This window comes from Flavobacterium sp. T50_26, assembly GCF_057652995.1.
Genome location: NZ_JBYFCC010000012.1, coordinates 1 through 22,014, shown reverse-complemented (window position 1 = coordinate 22,014; position 22,014 = coordinate 1). Strand labels below are relative to the sequence as shown.

Below are 22,014 nucleotides of genomic sequence, written 5' to 3'. Positions count from 1 at the left end.
CAGTCAGTAAATTATAAAGTTACAGCTTCACCACCTGCAGCTTCAATTGCTGCTTTTGCGGTAGCAGTAAATTTGTGAGCGGTTACTTTTAATTTCGCTTTTAATTCACCTCGACCTAATACTTTTACCAATTCGTTTTTAGTGGCCAAACGGTTTTCAATGATTACAGAGAAATCTACTGTATCAGTTACTGTACCATTATCAACTAAAGCTTGTAAAGTGTCAAGATTAATACCTTGATAATCTACTCGATTGATATTTTTAAATCCGAACTTAGGCACACGTCTTTGAAGTGGCATTTGACCACCTTCAAAACCAATCTTTTTAGAATAACCAGAACGAGATTTTGCTCCTTTGTGACCACGTGACGCAGTACCACCTTTTCCAGAACCTTCTCCTCTACCTAATCTTTTATTTTGATTGTGTGTTGAACCTTCAGCTGGTTGTAAGTTACTTAAATTCATTTTGAATAGTGTTATTTAGTTTCTTCTACAGAAACTAAGTGTTTAACTTTATTTACCATACCAAGGATAGCAGATGAATTTTCATGCTCTACTACTTGTCCTAATCTTTTAAGACCCAAAGAAACCAATGTTCTCTTTTGTGTTTGAGGACAATTGATTTGACTTTTTACTTGTTTTACTAAAATCTTTGACATAATTTCCTTGTATATTAACCTTTAAATACTTTCTCTAAAGAAATTCCTCTTTGCTTAGACACTGTATAAGCACTTCTCATTTGAAGTAAAGCATCAAAAGTTGCTTTTACTACATTGTGAGGGTTTGAAGATCCTTGAGATTTTGATAATACATCGTGGATTCCAACTGATTCAAGTACCGCACGCACAGCACCACCGGCAATAACCCCGGTACCGTGAGAAGCAGGCATCAAGAATACTCTAGCTCCACCAAATTTTCCTTTTTGTTCGTGAGGAACAGATTGACCGCTTAGTGGAATTCTAACTAAGTTTTTCTTAGCATCTTCTACTGCTTTTGCAATAGCTTCAGAAACATCTTTAGATTTTCCTAATCCGTGACCAACTACTCCATTTTCATCACCTACAACAACAATAGCAGAAAAACCAAATGCTCTACCACCTTTTGTTACTTTGGTAACACGATTTACACTTACCAAACGATCTTTTAATTCAAGACCACTAGGTTTTACTAACTCTACATTTTTGTATTGACTATACATAATTTCTTAGAATTTAAGTCCGGCAGCTCTCGCTCCTTCTGCTAATGATTTAATACGACCGTGGTATAAGTATCCTCCTCTATCGAAAGTTACTGTTTCAATACCAGCTTTCAATGCTTTTTCAGCAACTAGTTTTCCTACTGCGTTAGCAACTTCTACGTTTGTTCCTTTAGCATCTACTCCTTTATCTCTAGAGGAAGCGGCTAAAATGGTTGTTCCGTTTACGTCGTCTACTAATTGTGCGTAGATTTCTTTGTTGCTTCTGAATACAGAAAGTCTTGGTTTAGTAGCAGTTCCGCTTACAATCTTTCTAATTCTGAACTTAATTCTCTGTCTTCTATCAGATTTTGTTAATGACATAATCTTATTTTTAAGCTGATTTACCTGCTTTTCTTCTTAATACTTCACCTACGAATTTAACTCCTTTTCCTTTGTAAGGTTCTGGACGACGGAAACCTCTAATTTTAGCGGCTACCTGACCTAAAAGTTGTTTATCGTGAGAGGTTAGTTTAACGATTGGGTTCTTACCTTTTTCTGAAACTGTTTCCAATTTTACTTCTGGAGCAATTTCTAAAACGATATTGTGAGAAAATCCTAATGCAAGATCTAATTTTTGACCTTGATTAGAAGCTCTGTACCCTACCCCTACTAACTCTAATTCTTTTGTAAAACCGTTTGATACACCGTTAATCATGTTACTGATTAATGACCTGTATAAACCATGTTTAGCTCTATGATCTTTGTGGTCAGATGATCTTTCCACTAATACTTGACCGTCTTCAACTTTTACAGTTACATCCGAAAACTCCTGTGTTAGTTGACCTAATTTTCCTTTTACTGTAATTACACCTTCGTTAACTTCTAGCGTTACGCCTGATGGAATTTCAACTGGATTTTTACCTATTCTTGACATCGTTCAGTCTTGTTTATTAGTATACGTAACAAATTACTTCTCCACCAACATTCAATTGTTTCGCTTGTTTTCCGGTCATAAGACCTTTTGAAGTTGAAACAATTGCAATTCCTAATCCGTTAAGGATTCTTGGAAGGTTTGAAGAACCTGCATATTTACGTAAACCTGGTTTACTAATTCTTTGGATATCTCTAATTACAGGCTCCTTAGTAACTTTGTCGTACTTAAGGGCGATTTTAATAGTTCCTTGTACAGAACTGTCATCAAACTTGTAACTTAGGATATAACCTTGATCGAATAAAATCTTTGTGATTTCTTTTTTAAGGTTAGAAGCAGGAATTTCAACCACTTTGTGATTTGCCATTACTGCATTTCTAACTCTTGTTAGATAATCTGCAATAGGATCTGTATACATATTTATAAAATTACGGCAACGGTTTTCAGAGGAACTATTCCGCTGAACCTGAAACCATTAAACTCATTTTTTAAAGAAGATAATTGTACGTTACCTGCTAAAAGCTGGCAAATGTACAATTATCTGCTGAAATAAACTAACTACCAGCTAGCTTTCTTTACTCCTGGAATTAATCCTTGGTTAGCCATTTCACGAAAAGTTACACGTGAAAGACCGAATTGTCTCATATACCCTCTTGGTCTTCCTGTTAATTTACAACGATTGTGTAAACGAACCGGAGAAGCATTTCTCGGTAATTTTTGTAAGCCTTCATAATCTCCAGCTTCTAATAAAGCTTTTCTTTTGTCAGCATACTTGTCTACCGCTTTTTGTCTTTTTACCTCGCGGGCTTTCATTGATTCTTTAGCCATATCTTAATTCTTTTTAAAAGGTAATCCTAATTCTGCTAATAATGATTTTGCTTCCTTATCGGTTTTGGCCGTTGTTACAAAAGTAATATCCATTCCTGAAATTTTGTTTACTTTGTCAATATCAATTTCAGGGAAAATGATTTGCTCAAGTACTCCAAGATTGTAATTACCTCTTCCGTCAAAACCAGTTGCTTTAATACCACCAAAATCTCTTACACGAGGTAAAGAAGATGTAATCAATCTATCTAAGAATTCATACATTCTTTCACCACGTAAAGTTACTTTAGCTCCAATTGGCATACCTTTTCTTAATTTAAAGGCAGCTACGTCTTTCTTAGAAATAGTAGCTAAAGCTTTTTGACCTGTGATTTTTGTCAACTCGTCTACTGCATAATCAACCAATTTCTTGTCTGATACGGCAGCTCCGACACCACGGCTTAAAACGATTTTTTCAAGTTTAGGAACTTGCATTACGTTTTTGTAACCGAACTCTTCTTTCAAAGCAGGAATAACTCTGCTTTTATATTCTTCTTTTAGTCTAGGGATATAAGCCATTACTATAATACTTGATTAGATTTTTTTGAAAATCTTACTTTCTTATCTCCTTCTACTTTATAACCAACTTTTGTTGCTTTTTTTGACTTTGGATCAATCAAAGACAAGTTTGATATTTGAATAGGAGCTTCTTTCTTTACGATTCCTCCTTGAGGGTTTTTTGCACTTGGTTTAGTGTGAACTGAAACCATGTTTGTACCTTCAACAATCGCTTTATTTGCATCTACAAAAACACGTAAAACTTTACCTTCAGTACCCTTATGGTCACCTGCGATAACTTTTACAATGTCTCCTGATTTAATTTTTAATTTTGTCATCATCAATCGAATTAAAGCACTTCAGGTGCTAATGATACAATTTTCATGAATTGTTTTTCACGAAGTTCTCTTGCAACCGGACCAAAAACACGAGTACCTCTCATTTCACCTGCCGCGTTTAACAATACACATGCGTTATCGTCAAAACGGATATAAGATCCATCAGCTCTTCTCACTTCTTTTTTGGTTCGTACAACAACTGCAGTAGATACAGCACCTTTTTTTACGTTTCCGTTTGGTGTTGCGTCTTTTATTGACACTACAATTTTATCTCCAACAGAGGCATAACGACGTTTCGTTCCTCCTAAAACACGGATAGTCAAAACTTCTTTTGCTCCAGTGTTATCTGCTACTTTTAATCTAGATTCCTGTTGTACCATAATTACTTCGCTCTTTCAATGATTTCAACTAATCTCCAACATTTTAACTTACTTAAAGGACGCGTTTCGCTAATTCTTACAGTGTCTCCAATGTTACAGTCGTTTGTTTCGTCGTGTGCAACATATTTCTTTGTTTTTAACACGAACTTACCGTATAATGGGTGTTTTACTTTTCTTGTTTCAGAAACAACGATAGATTTCTCCATCTTGTTGCTAGTAACTACACCAATTCTCTCTTTTCTTAAATTTCTTTTTTCTTCCATCTTTCAGCAGAATACAATTATTGTAACTCTCTTTTACTTAGCTCAGTAACTAATCTCGCAATTGTTCTTCTCATCGCTCTAATTTGAAGCGGATTTTGAATTGGAGATATAGTATGAGTCGTTTTTAGGTCGGCATACGTTTTTCTTGACTGACTAAGTTGTTCTTGTAACTCAGCTACAGATAGACTTATAATTTCTGATTGTTTCATAATGTATATAAGATTATGCTTCGAAATCTCTAGCAACTACAAACTTAGTTTTTACAGGAAGCTTTTGGGCTGCTAAGCGTAACGCTTCTTTTGCAACTGCCAAAGGTACTCCTCCTACTTCAAACATAATTCTTCCGGGTTTAACAACGGCAGCCCAATATTCAACTGCACCTTTACCTTTACCCATACGTACTTCAAGAGGCTTCTTAGTGATTGGTTTATCCGGGAAAATTTTGATCCATAATTGTCCCTCTCTTTTCATAAAACGAGTGGCTGCAATACGAGCTGCTTCGATTTGACGTGAAGTTAAGAACGAAGAATCCATTGATTTTATTCCGAACATCCCATTTGAAAGCTCGTGACCTCTTTGAGAATCACCTTTCATTCTACCTTTTTGTACCTTACGGTATTTTGTTCTTTTAGGCTGTAACATTTTTCTTTAATTTAAAAAATTACTTTCTTTTACGTGGGTTTGATTTTCCGTTTGGTTTTCCTCCTCTTGGAGCATCACCACCTTTGTTACCACCACCACCGGCTTGTTTTTTATCCATGCCTACTAATGGAGAAAGATCTCTCTTTCCGTAAACTTCACCTTTCATGATCCATACTTTGATACCCATTCTACCATAAGTAGTGTGAGCTTCAGCCAAAGCATAATCAATGTCGGCTCTGAAAGTTGATAGAGGAATTCTACCTTCTTTGAAACCTTCTGAACGTGCCATTTCAGCACCATTCAAACGACCGGAAATCAAAACTTTAATACCTTCCGCATTCATACGCATTGCTGCTGCGATAGCCATTTTAATGGCTCTTCTGTATGAAATACGGCTTTCGATTTGACGAGCGATACTTGTTGCAACTAAATAAGCATCTAACTCAGGTCTTTTAATTTCAAAGATGTTAATTTGAACCTCTTTGTCAGTAATTTTCTTAAGTTCTTCTTTCAACTTGTCTACCTCTTGTCCGCCTTTTCCGATAATGATACCAGGTCTGGCTGTAGTGATAGTAACGGTTACAAGTTTTAAAGTTCTCTCGATGATTACTTTTGATACACTAGCTTTTGATAAACGAGCATGGATATACTTTCTGATTTTATAATCTTCGGCAATTTTATCACCGTAATCATTTCCACCATACCAGTTTGAATCCCATCCTCTGATGATCCCAAGTCTGTTTCCTATTGGATTTGTCTTTTGTCCCATCTTAATTATTAATTGCTTTGTGTGTTATTACTAGCTCCAAGCACGATTGTAACGTGATTTGAACGTTTTCTGATTCTGTGTGCACGACCTTGAGGAGCCGGACGAAGTCTTTTTAACATCATTCCACCGTCAACTCTGATCTCTTTTATAAATAAAGCTGCTTCTTCAATACTAGCTTCTGCGTTTTTAGCTTGCCAGTTGGCGATAGCTGATAACAACAATTTCTCTAGTTTTCTTGAAGCTTCTTTTTGGCTAAATCTTAATAAATTTAGTGCTCTTTCCACTTTCTGACCTCTTACCAAGTCTGCAACCAAGCGCATTTTTCTAGGTGAAGTAGGGCAGTTATTCAATTTCGCGAAAGCTATAGACTTATTAGCCTCTTTTCTCGCATCTGCTGTTTCTCTTTTACGAACTCCCATTGCTTCTTATTTTTTACCTTTATTTTTAGCACCGGCATGACCTCTAAATGATCTTGTTGGTGAAAATTCTCCTAACTTGTGTCCTACCATGTTTTCAGTTACATAAACTGGAACAAACTGACGACCATTGTGTACTGCGATAGTTTGTCCTACGAAGTCAGGTGTAATCATTGAAGCTCTTGACCAAGTTTTGATCACTGCTTTATTTGATTTCTCGATATTCTCTAGAACTTTTTTATCTAATTTATAATGTACAAATGGTCCTTTTTTTAATGAACGTGCCATGTCTATCTAATTATTTCTTTCTGCGTTCAACAATATACTTATTACTTGGGCTCACTTTAGAACGGGTTCTATATCCTTTTGCAGGAATACCGTTTCTAGAGCGTGGGTGACCTCCAGAAGAACGTCCTTCACCACCACCCATTGGGTGATCGACAGGGTTCATTGCAACTGGTCTTGTTCTTGGTCTTCTTCCTAACCATCTTGATCTACCGGCTTTACCGGAAACAATCAACTGATGATCTGAGTTAGACACTGCACCAATAGTAGCCATACAAGTTAACAAGATTAATCTTGTTTCGCCAGAAGGCATTTTGATAGTGGCATATTTTCCATCTCTTGCCATTAATTGAGCAAATGTTCCAGCCGAACGAGCAATGATTGCTCCTTGACCCGGACGTAACTCAATACAAGAAATTACAGTTCCTAATGGAATTTTACTTAATGGAAGTGCATTTCCGATTTCCGGAGATGCTTCTTCACCTGAAGTTACTGTTTGACCAACATTTAAACCGTTTTGTGCAATCACATAGGTTTTAGCACCATCTGCATAAGCTAACAAAGCGATAAATGCTGTTCTGTTTGGATCATACTCAATTGATTTAACTGTAGCAGGAATTCCGGCTTTAGTTCTTTTAAAATCAATGATACGATACTTTTGTTTGTGACCACCGCCTGTATAACGCATGGTCATTTTTCCTTGACTATTTCTACCTCCTGAGTTATTTTTCGGTGCCAATAATGACTTTTCCGGCTTATCAGTCGTGATGGCGTCAAAACCATTCACAACTCTAAAACGCTGACCCGGGGTAATAGGTTTTAATTTTCTAACTGACATTTCTTATTAGATATTGTTGTAAAAATCAATTGTTTCTCCTTCTTGTACTTGTACGATTGCTTTTTTGAAAGAATTCGTTTTAGCACTAATCATTCCACTTTTAGTGTATTTTACAGAACGGTCTGGTCTAACATTCATAGTGTTGATGGCAACAATTTTCACACCGTAAGCTGCCTCTACAGCATTTCTGATTTGAATTTTGTTTGCTTTCTTATCCACTACAAAACCATAACGATTGTTTAATTCACTTTGCTTGGTGATTTTTTCAGTTATGATAGGTTTAATTATGATACTCATGGCCTATTATTTACTTAAATTTTCTTCAATTCCTTCTAAAGAACTCTCTAAAAGCACTAAGTTATTCGTGTTCAAAATAGCATAAGTGCTTAATTCTGAGGTAGTTACAACTTTAGAGGCCTTTAAATTGCGTGACGACAAATATACATTTTTATTTGTATCGCCCAACACAAATAGAGATTTTTTATTTTCTAACCCTAAGGCTTTCAGAACTGTAATAAAATTCTTAGTACTTGGTGTGTCAAAATTAAAATCTTCTACCACGACTAATTCTGAATCTTTTACTTTTTGAGAGAAGGCCGATTTACGAGCTAATCTTTTTAAAGCTTTGTTCAATTTGAAAGAATAGCTTCTTGGTCTTGGACCGAAAACTGTACCCCCACCTTTGAACAATGGATTCTTAATACTACCGGCACGAGCTGTACCTGTTCCTTTTTGTTTCTTAATTTTTCGAGTACTTCCTGTTACTTCTGCTCTTTCTTTTGCTTTATGAGTACCTTGTCTTTGGTTGGCAAGATATTGCTTTACATCAAGATAGATAGCATGTTTGTTAGGCTCGATAGCGAAAACAGCGTCAGAAAGTTGTACTTTTCTACCTGTTTCTTTTCCGTTGATATCTAAAACTTTTACTTCCATTACTTCTGAATGATTACATAAGAGTTTTTGTGTCCAGGAACGCATCCTTTAACTAATAACAAATTTTTATCTGCTACTACTTTTAAAACTCTAAGGTTTTGAATTGTTACATTTTCTCCTCCAGTTCTTCCTGCCATTCGCATTCCTTTGAATACTCTTGATGGATAAGAAGAAGCTCCTACAGAACCTGGTGCTCTTAATCGGTTATGTTGTCCGTGAGTAGCTTGTCCAACACCACCAAAACCGTGACGCTTTACAACCCCTTGGAAACCTTTACCTTTAGATACACCTTGTACATCAACAAATTCTCCTTCGCTGAATTGATCTACAGTGACTAAATCACCTAATTTATACTCTGTTTCAAAATCTTGGAATTCAACGACTTTTTTCTTAGCAGAAGTTCCCGCTTTTTTAAAGTGACCTACGGCCGCTTTAGTTGCGTGTTTTTCTGTTTTGTCATCGAAACCAAGCTGAAACGCTTCATACCCGTCAACCGCTTTGGTTCTGACTTGGGTAACGACACATGGACCTGCTTCAATCACGGTGCAAGGAATATTTTTCCCGTTCTCGTCGAAAATGCTAGTCATGCCGATTTTTTTTCCAATTAACCCAGACATATTAAACTATTTATAAATTATTAAAAATTCTTTTGTATTAAGATTGTTGTATTAAGTATTAAGACAGATTAAAGCAATAAGTATTAAGAACACAATGTCTTAATACTTAATACTTTCATCTTAATACTATTTTCTATCAGACTTTGATTTCAACTTCTACACCACTTGGTAACTCTAATTTCATTAGTGCATCAATAGTTTTAGAAGAAGAAGAATAGATATCTAACAATCTTTTGTATGAACTCACTTCAAACTGCTCTCTCGCTTTTTTGTTAACGTGTGGAGAACGTAATACTGTGAATATTTTTTTGTGCGTAGGTAATGGAATTGGTCCTGTTACCACAGCTCCGGTACTTTTTACCGTTTTTACGATTTTTTCTGCTGATTTATCCACCAACATGTGATCGTAAGATTTTAATTTTATTCTGATTTTTTGACTCATTTTCGTTAGAATTAAGCGTTACCTTTTGCTTTTTTGATAACTTCTTCAGAGATGTTTGAAGGAGTTTGTTCGTAATGTGAAAATTCCATTGTTGAAGTTGCTCTACCAGAAGACAATGTTCTTAAAGTAGTTACATAACCAAACATTTCAGATAAAGGCACATTTGCTTTGATTGTTTTGGCTCCATTTCTGTCGCCCATATCATTCACTTGACCTCTTCTTCTGTTCAAATCTCCTACGATATCACCCATGTTTTCTTCCGGAGTAATTACTTCGATTTTCATGATTGGCTCAAGAATTACAGCACCAGCAGCTTTAGCAACCTCTTTGTAACCCATTTTTGCAGCCAATTCGAAAGATAATGCATCCGAATCCACAGGGTGGAAAGATCCGTCTAAAAGAGTTACCTTCAAACTATCTACAGTATAACCTGCAAGAGGACCTGATTTCATAGCTTCTCTGAAACCTTTTTCAACAGAAGGGATATATTCTTTAGGAACGTTACCTCCTTTTACTTCATTCACAAACTGAAGACCTACGAATGGCTTTCCATCAACTTCGTCAGCTGGCCCAAGTTTGAATACGATATCACCAAATTTACCACGTCCACCTGATTGCTTTTTATAAGTTTCTCTGTGTTGTGCTGATTTTGTGAAAGCTTCTTTGTATTCTACTTGTGGTTCACCTTGGTTAACTTCTACTTTGAATTCTCTTTTCATACGATCTACAAGAATGTCTAAGTGTAACTCACCCATTCCTGAAATGATAGTTTGTCCGGAAGCTTCATCTGTTCTAACCGTAAATGTTGGATCCTCTTCAGCCAATTTAGCTAAAGCCATACCCATTTTATCAACGTCAGCTTTTGTTTTAGGCTCAATCGCGATACCAATCACAGGATCAGGGAATTTCATTGACTCAAGAATGATTGGGTGTTTTTCATCACACAATGTATCTCCTGTTTTGATATCCTTAAATCCTACTGCCGCACCAATATCACCTGCTTCGATATATTCGATTGGGTTTTGTTTGTTGGCGTGCATTTGATAGATACGTGATATACGCTCTTTGTTATCTGAACGTGTATTTAATACGTAAGAACCTGCATCTAAACGACCTGAATAGGCACGGAAGAAAGCTAAACGACCAACATAAGGGTCAGTAGCAATTTTAAATGCTAAAGCAGCGAATGGCTCTTTAACATCCGGTTTACGTAAAATTTTTCTTTGATCTTCTTCCAATAAATCTTTATCATCAGGGTTGATTCCGACAATACCTTCTTTATCCATTGGAGATGGCAAATATTTACAAACAGCATCTAACATAAATTGAACTCCTTTGTTTTTGAAAGAAGATCCGGCAATCATAGGAATGATAGCCATGTCGATTGTTGCTGCACGTAATGCATTGTTAATTTCTTCTTCAGTAATAGAGTTTTCGTCCTCCATATACTTATCTAACAAGTTTTCATCATAATCCGCCACCGCTTCAATAAGAATTGAACGATATTGTTTTACTTCATCAACCATGTCAGCAGGAATATCAACAATGTCAAAAGTTGCTCCTTGTGTTTCGTCATGCCAAACAATAGCTTGGTTTTTAACTAAATCTACAACTCCTTTAAAATCGATTTCATCTCCGATTGGCAATGTGATTGCAACCGCATTTGATTTCAACATATCTCTAACTTGTTGACAAACTCCTAAGAAGTTAGACCCTTGACGGTCCATTTTGTTAACAAATCCCATTCTTGGAACTCGGTATTGATCAGCAAGTCTCCAGTTAGTTTCAGATTGTGGTTCAACACCATCCACTGCACTAAACAAGAATACTAATCCGTCAAGTACACGCAATGAACGGTTTACCTCTACGGTAAAATCCACGTGTCCAGGAGTATCAATAATGTTAAAGTGATACGGTTTTGATTCTGCTGTTGGTTTTCCTTGATTGGTTGGGAAATTCCACTCACAAGTAGTTGCAGCAGAAGTAATTGTAATACCTCTTTCTTGCTCTTGTGCCATCCAGTCCATTGTTGCAGCACCATCGTGCACTTCACCAATTTTGTGTGATTTTCCTGTGTAAAATAGAATACGCTCTGTTGTTGTAGTTTTACCTGCATCAATGTGAGCTGCAATTCCGATATTTCTTGTGTATCTTAAATCTCTAGCCATTTCTTATGAATTAAAATCTAAAGTGAGAGAACGCTTTGTTAGCTTCTGCCATTTTGTGCGTATCCATTCTTTTCTTAACTGCTGCTCCTTCTTCTTTAGCTGCTGCTAAAATTTCTGAAGCTAATTTAGCTGCCATTGATTTCTCGTTTCTTCTTCTTGCATAAAGAATCATCCATTTGATAGCATAGGAAATCTTTCTATCCGGACGAATTTGCATTGGAATTTGGAAAGTAGCTCCACCCACTCTGCGTGAACGAACTTCTACGTGAGGCATAACATTTGTTAATGCATCTTTCCATACTTCTAAAGCAGATTTTTCAGCATCTTGCTTTTTTGTTTCTACTATTTCTAAAGCATCATAGAATACTTTGAAAGCGGTAGATTTCTTACCATCCCACATTAAGTTGTTTACAAAACGTGTTACCAATTGATCATTGAATTTTGGATCTGGTAAAAGAGGTCTTTTTTTGGCCTGTCTTTTTCTCATGTCTTTTCTTTAAAAGTTTCTAATTACTTTTTCTTTGCGGGTGCTGCTGGTTGACCTGGTTTTGGACGTTTTGCTCCATATTTTGAACGACGTTGCGTACGACCTGCTACTCCAGCAGTATCTAACGCACCACGCACGATATGGTATCTAACACCTGGTAAATCTTTTACCCTTCCGCCTCTAACTAATACTATCGAGTGCTCTTGTAGATTGTGTCCTTCTCCAGGAATGTATGCATTTACCTCGTTTCCGTTTGTTAAACGAACCCTTGCAACTTTTCTCATCGCTGAGTTTGGTTTTTTTGGAGTCGTTGTGTAAACACGAGTACACACACCTCTTCTTTGAGGACAAGAATCTAAAGCAGCCGATTTACTCTTCTTAGTTATTTGGGCTCTCCCTGTTCTTACTAATTGTTGAATTGTTGGCATAATTAATACTAAAAATTTCTATGTTTTTAAAATTACCCTATTTTAAGGGGTTGCAAATGTAGTACTTTTTTTTGTTAAAACAAATCATAATTTATTTATTTTGTTTGAGTTGAGAAATTTTTAGTTTCAGGTTTGAAGTTTCAGGTTTCAGGTTTCACGATCCAACCTGAAACTTGAAACCTGAAACTTCTTTTAACCACCACTCCCCTGCCCCTGATTGCAATGGAAAGCCCGGCTTGTTGGGGTTGTGTGAGGCTTGCTTTGCCAAAGCGACCGGAGGAAGCTTTTGGCGGAGCTTAGCCGAACCAACCCCAACAAACGGACTTGGAATGGAAAGCAGGAAAAAGGCCCTTATACCATATCTCCTTTTTTTGCGTTACTTTTATCGAAATTAAAATAGTTTTGAAAAGGCTTTTGTTTATCGTGTTGTTTATATTGGTTTTCTGTTTCGGAAAGGCTCAAAATGTCTATTTAACCATCGAAGGTTCGACTACTGAAGAAACAAAAAAAATTGATTCGATTGGTTATGCCAAGCAATTTGTAAATGCAAAAGGTGTTGTGGATGAAACGAAACTGTTTAGCAAGAAGCTTTTTGAGTTGGGTTATTTGGAAAGCGAAAACCTGAGTAATAAAAAAGCAAACGATTCTACTTTTCTGTTTGAATATAGGTTAGGAAAAAGAACTTCAAACCTACATATATATATAGGTAACGAAATGCTGCCTTTTTTAGGTGAAGATTATAAAGCGGATGATGGATTATTAAAGCTTCCGATTGAAAATGTGGAACCTTTTATGTCCGGCATTTTGAAACGATTGGAAGCAACCGGTTATTCGTTGGCTCAATTAAAGTTAGAAAACTTTAGAAATCAGGAAGATTTGCTTTATGCAGATTTGTTGATTAAACCAAACAAGCAAAGAGCTTTAAACGACATTGTGATTGATGGTTTTGAGAAATTTCCTGAAAGTCATCGGAAAAATTTAAAAAAAATGTATGCCAAACAAACGTTTAATCAATCGAATTTAGACAAGCTGTATAAAACAGTAGAAGGTTTTCGGTTTGTGCGACAAACAAAATATCCTGAAATTCTGTTTACCCAAGATTCTACCAAAGTGTATGTTTATTTGGAAAAAGCAAAAGCCAACCGATTTGATGGTTTTGTGGGCTTTAATAACGACGAAGGCGGAAAAATAAATTTTAATGGTTATGTAGATTTGCTTTTGCACAACCTGTTGAATTCCGGCGAACAGTTTTCGATATTTTGGAAAAGTGACGGTAATGAGCAGACAACTTTTAATGCCGGTTTGCAAATTCCGTATCTCTTTAAAAGCTCGTTGGGATTGAAAACGGAATTACAGATTTTTAAACAAGATAGTACTTTTCAAAACACGCGTACGTCGATTGATTTGGGTTATCTTTTTACGTATAACACAAGAGTTTATTTGGGTTATCAATCCACAGAATCAAGCGATATTCAAAATACAAATTCGAGTTTTATTAGTGATTTTAAAAACTCATTCGTAACCGGACAATTTGAATACACCGATTTTAAAGCCGATGATTTTTTGTTTCCGGAAAAAACTGCTTTGCATTTAAAAGTTGGTTTAGGAAGTCGGGATTCTAAAACCGATTCACAAAGTCAGTTGTTTGGTCAGCTGGAATTAAGGCATAATGTGTATTTGAATGCGAAAAACATTGTGCATCTGAAATCGCAAAGTTATTACCTCAAAAGCGATTCTTTTATTGTGAATGAATTGCATCGCTTTGGTGGAATTAATTCGATTAGAGGTTTTAATGAAAATAGTTTACAGGGGAATTTATTTTCGTCTATTCTAACGGAATACCGCTATGTTCTTTCATCCGGAATGTATGTTCATTCGATTATTGATTATGGCTATTATCAAGATCAAACAACCGATATGAGTGATTCATTATTGGGATTGGGCTTCGGGTTTGGACTTCTTACCAAAAACGGACTTTTAAATTTGGTGTATGCCAATGGTAGTGTGGGCAATCAAGAGATTAAACTCTCTAATTCGATTGTGCATATTAGTTTTAGGACAAATTTTTAGTTTATCAAAACTAATCATACCTTTGCCGAATGGAAAAAGACAATCAAATTTTTGGAATAAGAGCGATTATTGAAGCAATTCAAGCCGGTAAAGAAATCGACAAAGTGTTTTTACAAAAAGACATTCAAGGCGATTTGATGCGTGAATTAATGAAAGTGATGAAATCACATAAAGTGAATTTCACTTACGTTCCTGTTGAAAAATTAAATCGTCTTACTGCCAAAAATCATCAGGGTGCGGTGGCGACAATTGCTCCGGTAAATTTTCACGATTTGGAAAGTTTGATTTCCAATGTATTGGAAAGTGGTAAAACTCCTCTATTTTTAATTTTAGACCAACTTTCGGATGCCCGAAATTTTGGTGCCATTATCCGCACAGCAGAATGTACCGGTGTTGACGGAATTATCATTGGTAAACAAGGTGCTGCTCCCGTGAACGGAGATACGGTAAAAACCAGTGCCGGTGCAGTTTTTAATGTGCCGATTTGTAAAGTGGAACATATTAAAGATGCCATTTTTTACTTGCAAGGTTCAGGAATCAAAACCATTGCAGCCACGGAAAAAACAGACGATGCCATTTATGATTTAGCACTTAATGAACCTCTAGCTATCATTATGGGAAGCGAAGACCGCGGAATCAATCCATCCGTTTTGAAAATTGTGGATGAGAAAGCAAAATTACCTATGTTTGGCACAATTGCTTCGTTGAATGTTTCTGTTGCGTGTGGAGCTTTTTTATATGAAGTGGTGAGACAGAGACGATAATTTTCTGACCACGAATTACTTCGTCTGTTCGACCTTCGGTCTCGGGTCACAAATTTTAAATTGACAATCAATTCGATTTAATTCGAATATTTATCTAAGACAAGCTAATTAAATTCTAAAAATTAGAACTTTAATTTGTGCATTCGTGGCTTTTTATTAATTCAAATTAGTAAAGAAAGAATCACTCCTTCTCTTTCTCTGATTTAAATTCATAAAACACATTTTCATCAATATTGAAAAAAGTGTAATCTACTTCTAATTCTTCAGGTTTTGGCGTGTTGACGAAATTTCCATTCTCATCAAAATGTTTCATAAACGGATCATTTTCAGGATTAAAATCGGGTTTTTCCCAGTCGTAACGAATTGGTTTTTTATAGTTTTCAGCTTTGTATAAAAGTGAAAATAAAAATCCGGTGATGAATCCGGCCAAATGGCCTTCCCACGAAATGCCGTTTTCAACTTCAGGAAAAATATACCAAATCATTCCGCCATACAACATCACGATAACTAATGAAAGGGCAACTAATCGATAATGTTTGGTTTGAATTCCTTTAAAAAAGATAAAACTGACCAATACATAAATTAATCCGCTGGCACCAATATGGTAACTTTCTCTTCCAATTAGCCACGTTCCGAGTCCGGAAAGTAGAATACCAAACACTAAAACTTGCAACGAAACTTCTCGGTAGAAATAACGTAAAACCGCAATTAAAAACAGTAATGGAATCGAATTATTATACAAATGTTTGATATCCCCGTGTAAAAACGGACTCAAAATAACGCCTTTTAAACCGCTGACTGTTCTTGGTAAAACACCGTAAATGCCTAAATCGATTTTGAATCGAACTTCAACCCAAAAAACTATCCATAAAGCCAATACAAAAAATAAAGGCCAAGCAATTACCGAAGTTGAAAAAATAAAGGATTTTTGTTTCATAATTCTATTCGTTACATAGGTTCGGAATTTTAGATAACCACGAATTCACAAATAAAAGTCTAATTTAGAAAACCAAATTCGTTCATCGTAGATGAAAATCCGAATTAATCCAAATCAAGATAGCCTATAAATTAGTGAATTAGTGGCCAAAATAAGTAAGATTAATTCCGAACTCAAATTCATTATCAAAAACACATCCAAAACGAAAATAGTGCTTTTTTGTCAGAAATGAGTATTTTTACACCATGGAAGCACCACTTGCCGAACGCATCCGGCCACAACATTTATCGGAATACATTAGTCAGTTGCATTTGGTTGGCGAACAAGGTTCGTTGACACATCAAATCGCAAAAGGTATCATTCCGAGTTTAATTTTATGGGGACCACCCGGAACCGGAAAAACTACCCTGGCTCAAATTATGGCTCAGGAAAGTAAACGTCCTTTTTTTACGTTAAGTGCCATTAATTCGGGGGTAAAAGACATTCGCGAAGTAATCGAAAAAGCCAAAATGAGTGGCGGATTATTCACAGCCAAAAATCCGATTTTGTTTATTGATGAGATTCATCGTTTTAGCAAATCACAACAAGATTCGTTGTTAGCCGCAGTCGAAAAAGGATGGATTACATTAATTGGTGCTACCACTGAAAACCCAAGTTTTGAAGTAATTCCGGCTCTATTGTCAAGATGTCAGGTGTATGTGTTAAATGCATTTTCAAAAGATGATTTAGAGCAATTGTTACACCGAGCAATAGAACAAGACGAAATTTTAAAAACAAAACAAATTACGTTAACAGAAACCGAAGCTCTCTTGCGACTTTCCGGTGGTGATGGAAGAAAATTGCTGAATATTTTTGAATTAATCGTTAATGCAACCGAAGAAAATTCAATTGAAATCACGAATGAAAAAGTGATGCAATTGGTTCAGAAGAATACGGTTTTATATGACAAAACGGGTGAACAACATTATGATATTGTTTCGGCATTCATTAAATCAATTCGCGGAAGCGACCCAAACGGTGCAGTGTATTGGTTAGCCCGAATGATTGAAGGAGGCGAAGACGTGAAATTCATCGCCCGAAGAATGCTCATTTTAGCCAGTGAAGACATTGGTAATGCCAATCCGACAGCATTGATTATGGCAAATAATACGTTTCAAGCAGTAACCACCATTGGCTATCCTGAAAGCAGAATTTTATTGAGTCAATGTGCAATTTATTTAGCGACATCTGCCAAAAGTAATGCAAGTTATTTAGCGATTGGAAAAGCCCAGCAAATCGTGAAACAAACCGGCGATTTGCCTGTTCCGTTACATCTGCGAAACGCTCCTACCAAATTGATGAAAGAATTGGGTTATGGTGATGAATATAAATACTCCCACGATTTTGAAAATAATTTTGCCGAACAGGAATTTCTACCTGATGAAATTCAAAATACTTCTTTTTATGAACCGGGGAATAATGCGAGGGAGAAAGAGTTGCGGAATTTTTTGAAGAATCGGTGGAAGGATAAATATGGGTATTAAAAAAAAGAAAATCAATCCATTAAGGTTTACCTCTTTCAATAGGTCTGGGTTTCCAGGGTTTAACGTAAACCTCTTTTTGCAACGACAATTGTGTAGAATTGGAGACAATGTCAACATATACATTATAAAAACTTGCACTGGTAACCAGTGTGTCAAAGGTGATCTGAAAAGTTCCGTTTAATGTTTGTTCATTGGAGGTTAAATTAATCAAATGGTTTCCGTTTTTGCCTTGTTGAATAATGTACTTCGTTCCTATTTTATGTTCCCCTTTTTTAATAATCAGAGAATCTCCATCAATGTGTGCTACATACTTTGGTTTAAAAAGCTCTAACGAATGATAAAAAAGTGTATCCTTTTTGCTATCGATTAATGATTTGCCGTCCAATAGAATTTTTGAAACAGACCAAGTCCCATCAATACGGATACGTTTCGGGATAAAGAATGCCAAGTAAATGATTACAACGACAAACGCGAATAGGAAAATGTTTTTGAGGAGTTTCACTGGCTTTCGGGAAACAATTTCGATGATAAATCGTGTTTGATTAACGTTGTTTCTTATCTTTTAATTGACTAGCTTTTCGTAACCACTCGGCTTGAGCTTTTGCTTTTTCTAACGTAATCGGTGGCTGCTTCTCTAATTGTTCCAAACTCAACTGGGCTCTTTCCTGAAAGGATAGTTTGTAGTTCATGCTGCATCAATTTTAGCAAATATAAATAATTTATGCGAATCTTAATTGATTTTGAAAATCAGCACTCGCTCCGCAAACATACTGACTTAAAAGAATAGTCCCGTTCATCGCTCTAAACCGTTACAAAGGCACAATTCGTCTACCAAAATTAATCAAAATATAAGGTTTCATAAAACCGGAATACCTTGTTTGCACGCGACCTTTTCCATCCAAAATCAACAACGTAGGATACGAACGAATGCTATACCGACTAAGGATTTCGTCTCCCTCTTCCGTTTCACCGTCAATAGCAATATTGATAAAGTTTTTATTGAAATACGCTCCCACTTCTTTGTCCTTAAATGTCGTTCGTTTCAACTGTTTGCAAGGGCCACACCACGTGGCATAAACATCTACAAACACATACTTTTTCTCCTTCTCTGCCAAAGCCAACGCTTCTTGAAAAGTTCCCTTAAAGAAATCAATTCCTTTAGCCGCCGTTTCTTCTTCAGTGGGAAAAGAAAAGGAGAGAAAAAAACTTCCCAACCAAAGTACACTAAAGAGAATAACTAGTTTTTTCATCACTTTTTTAGTAAAGTTAGGAAAGAATTGACAATCAAAAATTTGTACAGAAAGTAAAGTCAGCGTTGTACAAAGCATCCAACAGATTCAAACGACCCAAACAGACAACAGACAACAGACAACTACTTCCTCTCCATCAACTTCTCCAAATAAGCCACCTTATCCTTTTCCGCCTGAACTAAACGCTCGTATAATTCTACGACTTTGTCGAGGGGATTGAAAGTGCAATTAGTGTTGAAACCGCTACTCTGATCATTAAAGTAATTGAAGTAATTGAAAACAGCTTCTTCACTAAATTGTTTTATACCTTCCGGACTAACTCCTAGTGCCTTAGCCACCTCTGAAAGTTTTTCGTCATCAATCGTTTCACTATTTTCTAAATTGGAAACGGTCTGCTGACTAACACCCATTGCTTGTGCTAATGCTTCTTGTTTCATTTGGCGTAATTCTCTGATACGACTAATATTTCGTCCGATGTGTTTAGGTTTTGCTGTGCTCATGGTGTAAAAATACTAAAAAATTAAAAACGATATACTGGTAAAAAACCAATCCATTTGGTAAGAAACCAAATTGATTAAAATACTACCTCAACAAAAACCTCATCGAATGTAGCGTTCTAACAAAAATACAAATTTTAATGATTGATTCCCAACGAAAGTAAAAAATTGAAATCATTACCCTTTATGGCTATACCACTAATTGACACATTGACTAATTGTCAAATTGACACATTAACAAAGCTCCAATTTCCCAACACCAAAGTAACGATGGCAGGTAGTTACTGTTTAAAGATATTAAACGAGACCATAAGATCCCCATCAAAATAACCGCTTACAACCCTTTATTAAGCGTAAAAGGAACTAAAAAAGTTACCACCACAGGCTTGTTTCTTTGGATTCCGGGAAATAGTTGTGGAAAATCACTGAACACTTTTTTGACTTGTTCATCAATATCCTTATGTGGACTTCTGAGCACAGCAATTTTAACAACCCCTTCATGAGACACATTAAAACTCACAAATATCCGTTGTTCCTTTTTTTCTAAAGAACTTGGAAACACAAATTCTTTGTTGAACTTTTCATTTATTTTTTCAAATAAACATTTTATGCTTTCTTCTCGTGAAGCAGTACATCCCGGATAAATAGGTGGTACTTCAACTACTGCTATTGACACTTCGAAATCCGGTTCTTCGACCATTTGAACAGTTTCTTCAACAGTGACGGTATTCTCTCTCAGCTTTTCAACTGTTTGAGCCATTCCGAAGTTGGAAAAAATCAATAAAAATAAAGCTGGTAATATCAGTGAATATTTCATATTTTAGCAGTATAGGCAACAAATGTAAAAAAATTATGCGAAAAAATATACTCTTATTTTTTTTGATGGTGAGCAACCTTATCGTTTGTCAAAACAAAGGAAATACGGGTTACGCTGATGGAAACGATCCAACTGAAAAAACAGCACAAGTCAAAAGCAAGTTTGTAAAAATATACCAAGCCAATTCTAAATTTGGGTTTGAAGATTACCAAAATAATAAACAAGAAGCAATCTATGATAATATCACTTATGGCCTTTTTGGCTTTATTGTGCAAAAAGACAATAAGTTCGGAATAGCCAACGAAGAAGGAACGTTGAAATCAAAAATCATTTATGACCACATCGAAACCTTTAAATCATTTTATAAAGTAAAGAAAAATAAGAAATTCGGTTTGCTTTCTAATACCGGCGAAATAGTACTACCCATCCTATACAGTGAGATACTTATAAGCAATAAACTGGCGGCATCTGTAAAAGACAAAAAAGGAAATAAAAAAATGGTAGTGATTGATGCTAAAATTTCATTACCAAAAAATACAGAAATTGTTACGGCCTATCAAAACCTACTTATTGCCAAACAAAATGGAAAATTTGGGGTTATTTCAGAAAGCTTCAACTCCCCTTTTGTATATGATTCACTCTATGTTGAACATAAACCTCAACAATCCAATTATAATCAACCATCCACTTTAAAAGTAAGCGAAACATTTGTAAATGATTTATTTACCGTAAAAAATAAAAAAATCGGACTGTTAAGCAATACAGGTGAAATACTCTATGAGCCTGATAATGATAACATTGAAAGAATAAAGCAAAAACATCATTACTTAATAAAGAAAAATAACCTGTACAGTATCTATTTTACAAAAACCAATGTAAAAACAAATTTTGAATACCAGTCGGTTTACGCAGAGGGCTCAGAACACATAATGGCGGTTAAAGATAATAAAACGGGCGTTTTTAATACCGAAGGTAAATTGATAATTCCCTTTATATATGATTCAAACAGCATACGATTACTTTCGAATAATAATTTTTCATTTACAAAAGACCGAAAAAAAGGCATGATCGATAAAAATGGTACAGTGATCATACCGGCGATGTATGACAATTATAATTTTATGTATCAAAGTAATTTCAAAGACTATATACAAGTTGAAAACAACGGAAAACAGGGTGTTATTCATTTGAATGGTGAAATAGTCATCCCGATTGAATATGATTTTGTTGACGCTGAAAACGATATGTTTAAAGTGGGGATGCGAAACCCAAATAGAGTGGGGATATGCAATAAAAAGGGAGAAGTAATTGTGCCTTTAAATTACCATTGGATTGCAAAGAGTAACACCCGAAACAGTAAACTATTCATTTTAGACAGTTCTGATAAAACGTTCAATTTTTTTTCACCTGAAAACAACATCCTCTTTTCAGAAAATGTTTCAGAATACGGTTGTGTGCCAAATGAAGAGCGTTTAAATAACAATGACAGCTACAGCAATATCCACCTTTTATATTTTAAAGACAAAAATGGAAAATATGGATTAATCAATGAAGTAACCGGCAAAATAGTAGCTCCGGCAATGTATGACAATATCATACAACAATGTATATCTTCAAACTAAATTGGACTTTTGCTAATAGAGTATTTCGTTAATAATTCAAAGATAAATGATTTTTTTGA

The 22,014-nt window shown here is 35.6% G+C and carries 34 protein-coding genes; 4 read left to right on the top strand and 30 right to left on the bottom strand.

Going from position 1 to position 22,014, the window contains the following annotated elements:
• Positions 1 to 11: 11 nt before the first annotated feature.
• The 24 genes from rplO to rpsL form a co-directional block, all read right to left on the bottom strand.
• Positions 12 to 464 carry a 50S ribosomal protein L15 gene (gene rplO / locus AC23MC_RS08830; protein WP_112086716.1) on the bottom strand — a complete coding sequence of 151 codons (453 nt, stop codon included), beginning with the start codon at positions 462 to 464 and terminating at the stop codon, positions 12 to 14.
• Between the two features lie 11 nt (positions 465 to 475).
• On the bottom strand, positions 476 to 658 hold the full coding sequence (gene rpmD, locus AC23MC_RS08825) for a 50S ribosomal protein L30 (RefSeq protein ID WP_291095106.1): 183 nt from the start codon (positions 656 to 658) through the stop codon (positions 476 to 478).
• Positions 659 to 672: 14 nt separating this feature from the next.
• A complete protein-coding gene (gene rpsE, locus AC23MC_RS08820; RefSeq protein ID WP_487568006.1) occupies positions 673 to 1,197 on the bottom strand; it encodes a 30S ribosomal protein S5 in 525 nt (174 codons plus the stop codon).
• Positions 1,198 to 1,203: 6 nt separating this feature from the next.
• A complete protein-coding gene (rplR, locus tag AC23MC_RS08815; protein WP_487568005.1) occupies positions 1,204 to 1,557 on the bottom strand; it encodes a 50S ribosomal protein L18 in 354 nt (117 codons plus the stop codon).
• Positions 1,558 to 1,567: 10 nt separating this feature from the next.
• Positions 1,568 to 2,110, bottom strand: coding sequence for a 50S ribosomal protein L6 (gene rplF, locus AC23MC_RS08810; protein ID WP_291095104.1), 543 nt, complete (start codon positions 2,108 to 2,110; stop codon positions 1,568 to 1,570).
• 16 nt (positions 2,111 to 2,126) lie between these two features.
• On the bottom strand, positions 2,127 to 2,525 hold the full coding sequence (gene rpsH / locus AC23MC_RS08805; protein ID WP_112086721.1) for a 30S ribosomal protein S8: 399 nt from the start codon (positions 2,523 to 2,525) through the stop codon (positions 2,127 to 2,129).
• Between the two features lie 140 nt (positions 2,526 to 2,665).
• Entirely contained in the window at positions 2,666 to 2,935 is a 270-nt protein-coding gene (gene rpsN, locus AC23MC_RS08800; RefSeq protein ID WP_291095103.1) for a 30S ribosomal protein S14, read from the bottom strand.
• Between the two features lie 3 nt (positions 2,936 to 2,938).
• Positions 2,939 to 3,490: a 50S ribosomal protein L5 gene (gene rplE / locus AC23MC_RS08795; protein ID WP_487568004.1), complete on the bottom strand. Its 552-nt coding sequence runs from the start codon at positions 3,488 to 3,490 to the stop codon at positions 2,939 to 2,941.
• 2 nt (positions 3,491 to 3,492) lie between these two features.
• Positions 3,493 to 3,807 (bottom strand): 50S ribosomal protein L24, encoded by a 315-nt coding sequence (gene rplX / locus AC23MC_RS08790; protein ID WP_112086796.1) that lies wholly within the window; start codon positions 3,805 to 3,807, stop codon positions 3,493 to 3,495.
• An 11-nt stretch (positions 3,808 to 3,818) separates the two neighbouring features.
• Complete coding sequence (rplN, locus tag AC23MC_RS08785; RefSeq protein WP_007803649.1) at positions 3,819 to 4,187, bottom strand: 50S ribosomal protein L14; 369 nt, start codon at positions 4,185 to 4,187, stop codon at positions 3,819 to 3,821.
• Between the two features lie 2 nt (positions 4,188 to 4,189).
• Positions 4,190 to 4,450, bottom strand: a complete 261-nt coding sequence (rpsQ, locus tag AC23MC_RS08780) for a 30S ribosomal protein S17 (protein WP_112086724.1) — start codon at positions 4,448 to 4,450, stop codon at positions 4,190 to 4,192.
• A gap of 17 nt (positions 4,451 to 4,467) precedes the next feature.
• Positions 4,468 to 4,659: a 50S ribosomal protein L29 gene (rpmC, locus tag AC23MC_RS08775; RefSeq protein ID WP_248432892.1), complete on the bottom strand. Its 192-nt coding sequence runs from the start codon at positions 4,657 to 4,659 to the stop codon at positions 4,468 to 4,470.
• Between the two features lie 13 nt (positions 4,660 to 4,672).
• Positions 4,673 to 5,092, bottom strand: a complete 420-nt coding sequence (gene rplP / locus AC23MC_RS08770) for a 50S ribosomal protein L16 (protein WP_112086726.1) — start codon at positions 5,090 to 5,092, stop codon at positions 4,673 to 4,675.
• 19 nt (positions 5,093 to 5,111) lie between these two features.
• Complete coding sequence (rpsC, locus tag AC23MC_RS08765; RefSeq protein ID WP_112086727.1) at positions 5,112 to 5,861, bottom strand: 30S ribosomal protein S3; 750 nt, start codon at positions 5,859 to 5,861, stop codon at positions 5,112 to 5,114.
• Between the two features lie 8 nt (positions 5,862 to 5,869).
• Positions 5,870 to 6,280, bottom strand: coding sequence for a 50S ribosomal protein L22 (rplV, locus tag AC23MC_RS08760; protein WP_112086728.1), 411 nt, complete (start codon positions 6,278 to 6,280; stop codon positions 5,870 to 5,872).
• A gap of 6 nt (positions 6,281 to 6,286) precedes the next feature.
• Positions 6,287 to 6,565, bottom strand: a complete 279-nt coding sequence (rpsS, locus tag AC23MC_RS08755) for a 30S ribosomal protein S19 (RefSeq protein ID WP_129463117.1) — start codon at positions 6,563 to 6,565, stop codon at positions 6,287 to 6,289.
• A 10-nt stretch (positions 6,566 to 6,575) separates the two neighbouring features.
• A complete protein-coding gene (gene rplB, locus AC23MC_RS08750; protein WP_487568003.1) occupies positions 6,576 to 7,400 on the bottom strand; it encodes a 50S ribosomal protein L2 in 825 nt (274 codons plus the stop codon).
• Between the two features lie 6 nt (positions 7,401 to 7,406).
• Positions 7,407 to 7,697, bottom strand: coding sequence for a 50S ribosomal protein L23 (rplW, locus tag AC23MC_RS08745; RefSeq protein WP_291095099.1), 291 nt, complete (start codon positions 7,695 to 7,697; stop codon positions 7,407 to 7,409).
• Between the two features lie 6 nt (positions 7,698 to 7,703).
• Complete coding sequence (gene rplD, locus AC23MC_RS08740) at positions 7,704 to 8,333, bottom strand: 50S ribosomal protein L4 (RefSeq protein WP_291095097.1); 630 nt, start codon at positions 8,331 to 8,333, stop codon at positions 7,704 to 7,706.
• Entirely contained in the window at positions 8,333 to 8,950 is a 618-nt protein-coding gene (gene rplC / locus AC23MC_RS08735; protein ID WP_291095095.1) for a 50S ribosomal protein L3, read from the bottom strand. Before rplC ends, rplD begins: the two co-directional genes overlap by 1 nt.
• 136 nt (positions 8,951 to 9,086) lie before the next feature.
• A complete protein-coding gene (rpsJ, locus tag AC23MC_RS08730) occupies positions 9,087 to 9,392 on the bottom strand; it encodes a 30S ribosomal protein S10 (RefSeq protein WP_026710316.1) in 306 nt (101 codons plus the stop codon).
• Between the two features lie 11 nt (positions 9,393 to 9,403).
• A complete protein-coding gene (gene fusA, locus AC23MC_RS08725) occupies positions 9,404 to 11,560 on the bottom strand; it encodes an elongation factor G (protein WP_487568002.1) in 2,157 nt (718 codons plus the stop codon).
• 10 nt (positions 11,561 to 11,570) lie between these two features.
• On the bottom strand, positions 11,571 to 12,047 hold the full coding sequence (rpsG, locus tag AC23MC_RS08720; protein WP_129463123.1) for a 30S ribosomal protein S7: 477 nt from the start codon (positions 12,045 to 12,047) through the stop codon (positions 11,571 to 11,573).
• Positions 12,048 to 12,070: 23 nt separating this feature from the next.
• On the bottom strand, positions 12,071 to 12,475 hold the full coding sequence (rpsL, locus tag AC23MC_RS08715; protein WP_129463124.1) for a 30S ribosomal protein S12: 405 nt from the start codon (positions 12,473 to 12,475) through the stop codon (positions 12,071 to 12,073).
• A gap of 402 nt (positions 12,476 to 12,877) precedes the next feature.
• On the opposite strand from rpsL, the gene AC23MC_RS08710 reads away from it, so the two are divergent.
• Positions 12,878 to 14,545 carry a BamA/TamA family outer membrane protein gene (locus AC23MC_RS08710; RefSeq protein ID WP_487568001.1) on the top strand — a complete coding sequence of 556 codons (1,668 nt, stop codon included), beginning with the start codon at positions 12,878 to 12,880 and terminating at the stop codon, positions 14,543 to 14,545.
• Positions 14,546 to 14,574: 29 nt separating this feature from the next.
• Complete coding sequence (rlmB, locus tag AC23MC_RS08705) at positions 14,575 to 15,309, top strand: 23S rRNA (guanosine(2251)-2'-O)-methyltransferase RlmB (protein WP_487568000.1); 735 nt, start codon at positions 14,575 to 14,577, stop codon at positions 15,307 to 15,309.
• Positions 15,310 to 15,490: 181 nt separating this feature from the next.
• On the opposite strand, the gene AC23MC_RS08700 is transcribed toward rlmB, so the two are convergent.
• On the bottom strand, positions 15,491 to 16,246 hold the full coding sequence (locus AC23MC_RS08700; protein ID WP_487567999.1) for a rhomboid family intramembrane serine protease: 756 nt from the start codon (positions 16,244 to 16,246) through the stop codon (positions 15,491 to 15,493).
• Positions 16,247 to 16,491: 245 nt separating this feature from the next.
• Between AC23MC_RS08700 and AC23MC_RS08695 the strand changes: the two genes are divergently transcribed.
• Positions 16,492 to 17,769 (top strand): replication-associated recombination protein A, encoded by a 1,278-nt coding sequence (locus tag AC23MC_RS08695; RefSeq protein WP_487567998.1) that lies wholly within the window; start codon positions 16,492 to 16,494, stop codon positions 17,767 to 17,769.
• A 19-nt stretch (positions 17,770 to 17,788) separates the two neighbouring features.
• On the opposite strand, the gene AC23MC_RS08690 is transcribed toward AC23MC_RS08695, so the two are convergent.
• From AC23MC_RS08690 to AC23MC_RS08670, 5 genes are all read right to left on the bottom strand, one after another.
• On the bottom strand, positions 17,789 to 18,217 hold the full coding sequence (locus tag AC23MC_RS08690; protein ID WP_291095075.1) for a hypothetical protein: 429 nt from the start codon (positions 18,215 to 18,217) through the stop codon (positions 17,789 to 17,791).
• Positions 18,218 to 18,311: 94 nt separating this feature from the next.
• Entirely contained in the window at positions 18,312 to 18,458 is a 147-nt protein-coding gene (locus AC23MC_RS08685) for a hypothetical protein (protein ID WP_291095073.1), read from the bottom strand.
• 120 nt (positions 18,459 to 18,578) lie between these two features.
• On the bottom strand, positions 18,579 to 19,019 hold the full coding sequence (locus AC23MC_RS08680) for a thioredoxin family protein (protein ID WP_487567997.1): 441 nt from the start codon (positions 19,017 to 19,019) through the stop codon (positions 18,579 to 18,581).
• 122 nt (positions 19,020 to 19,141) lie between these two features.
• A complete protein-coding gene (locus tag AC23MC_RS08675; protein ID WP_487567996.1) occupies positions 19,142 to 19,519 on the bottom strand; it encodes a helix-turn-helix domain-containing protein in 378 nt (125 codons plus the stop codon).
• A gap of 331 nt (positions 19,520 to 19,850) precedes the next feature.
• The gene (locus tag AC23MC_RS08670) at positions 19,851 to 20,333 is read right to left on the bottom strand and encodes a hypothetical protein (protein WP_487567995.1); all 483 of its coding nucleotides are present in this window, start codon (positions 20,331 to 20,333) and stop codon (positions 19,851 to 19,853) included.
• Positions 20,334 to 20,368: 35 nt separating this feature from the next.
• Between AC23MC_RS08670 and AC23MC_RS08665 the strand changes: the two genes are divergently transcribed.
• Entirely contained in the window at positions 20,369 to 21,955 is a 1,587-nt protein-coding gene (locus AC23MC_RS08665; RefSeq protein ID WP_487567994.1) for a WG repeat-containing protein, read from the top strand.
• The last annotated feature ends 59 nt before the right edge of the window (positions 21,956 to 22,014 follow it).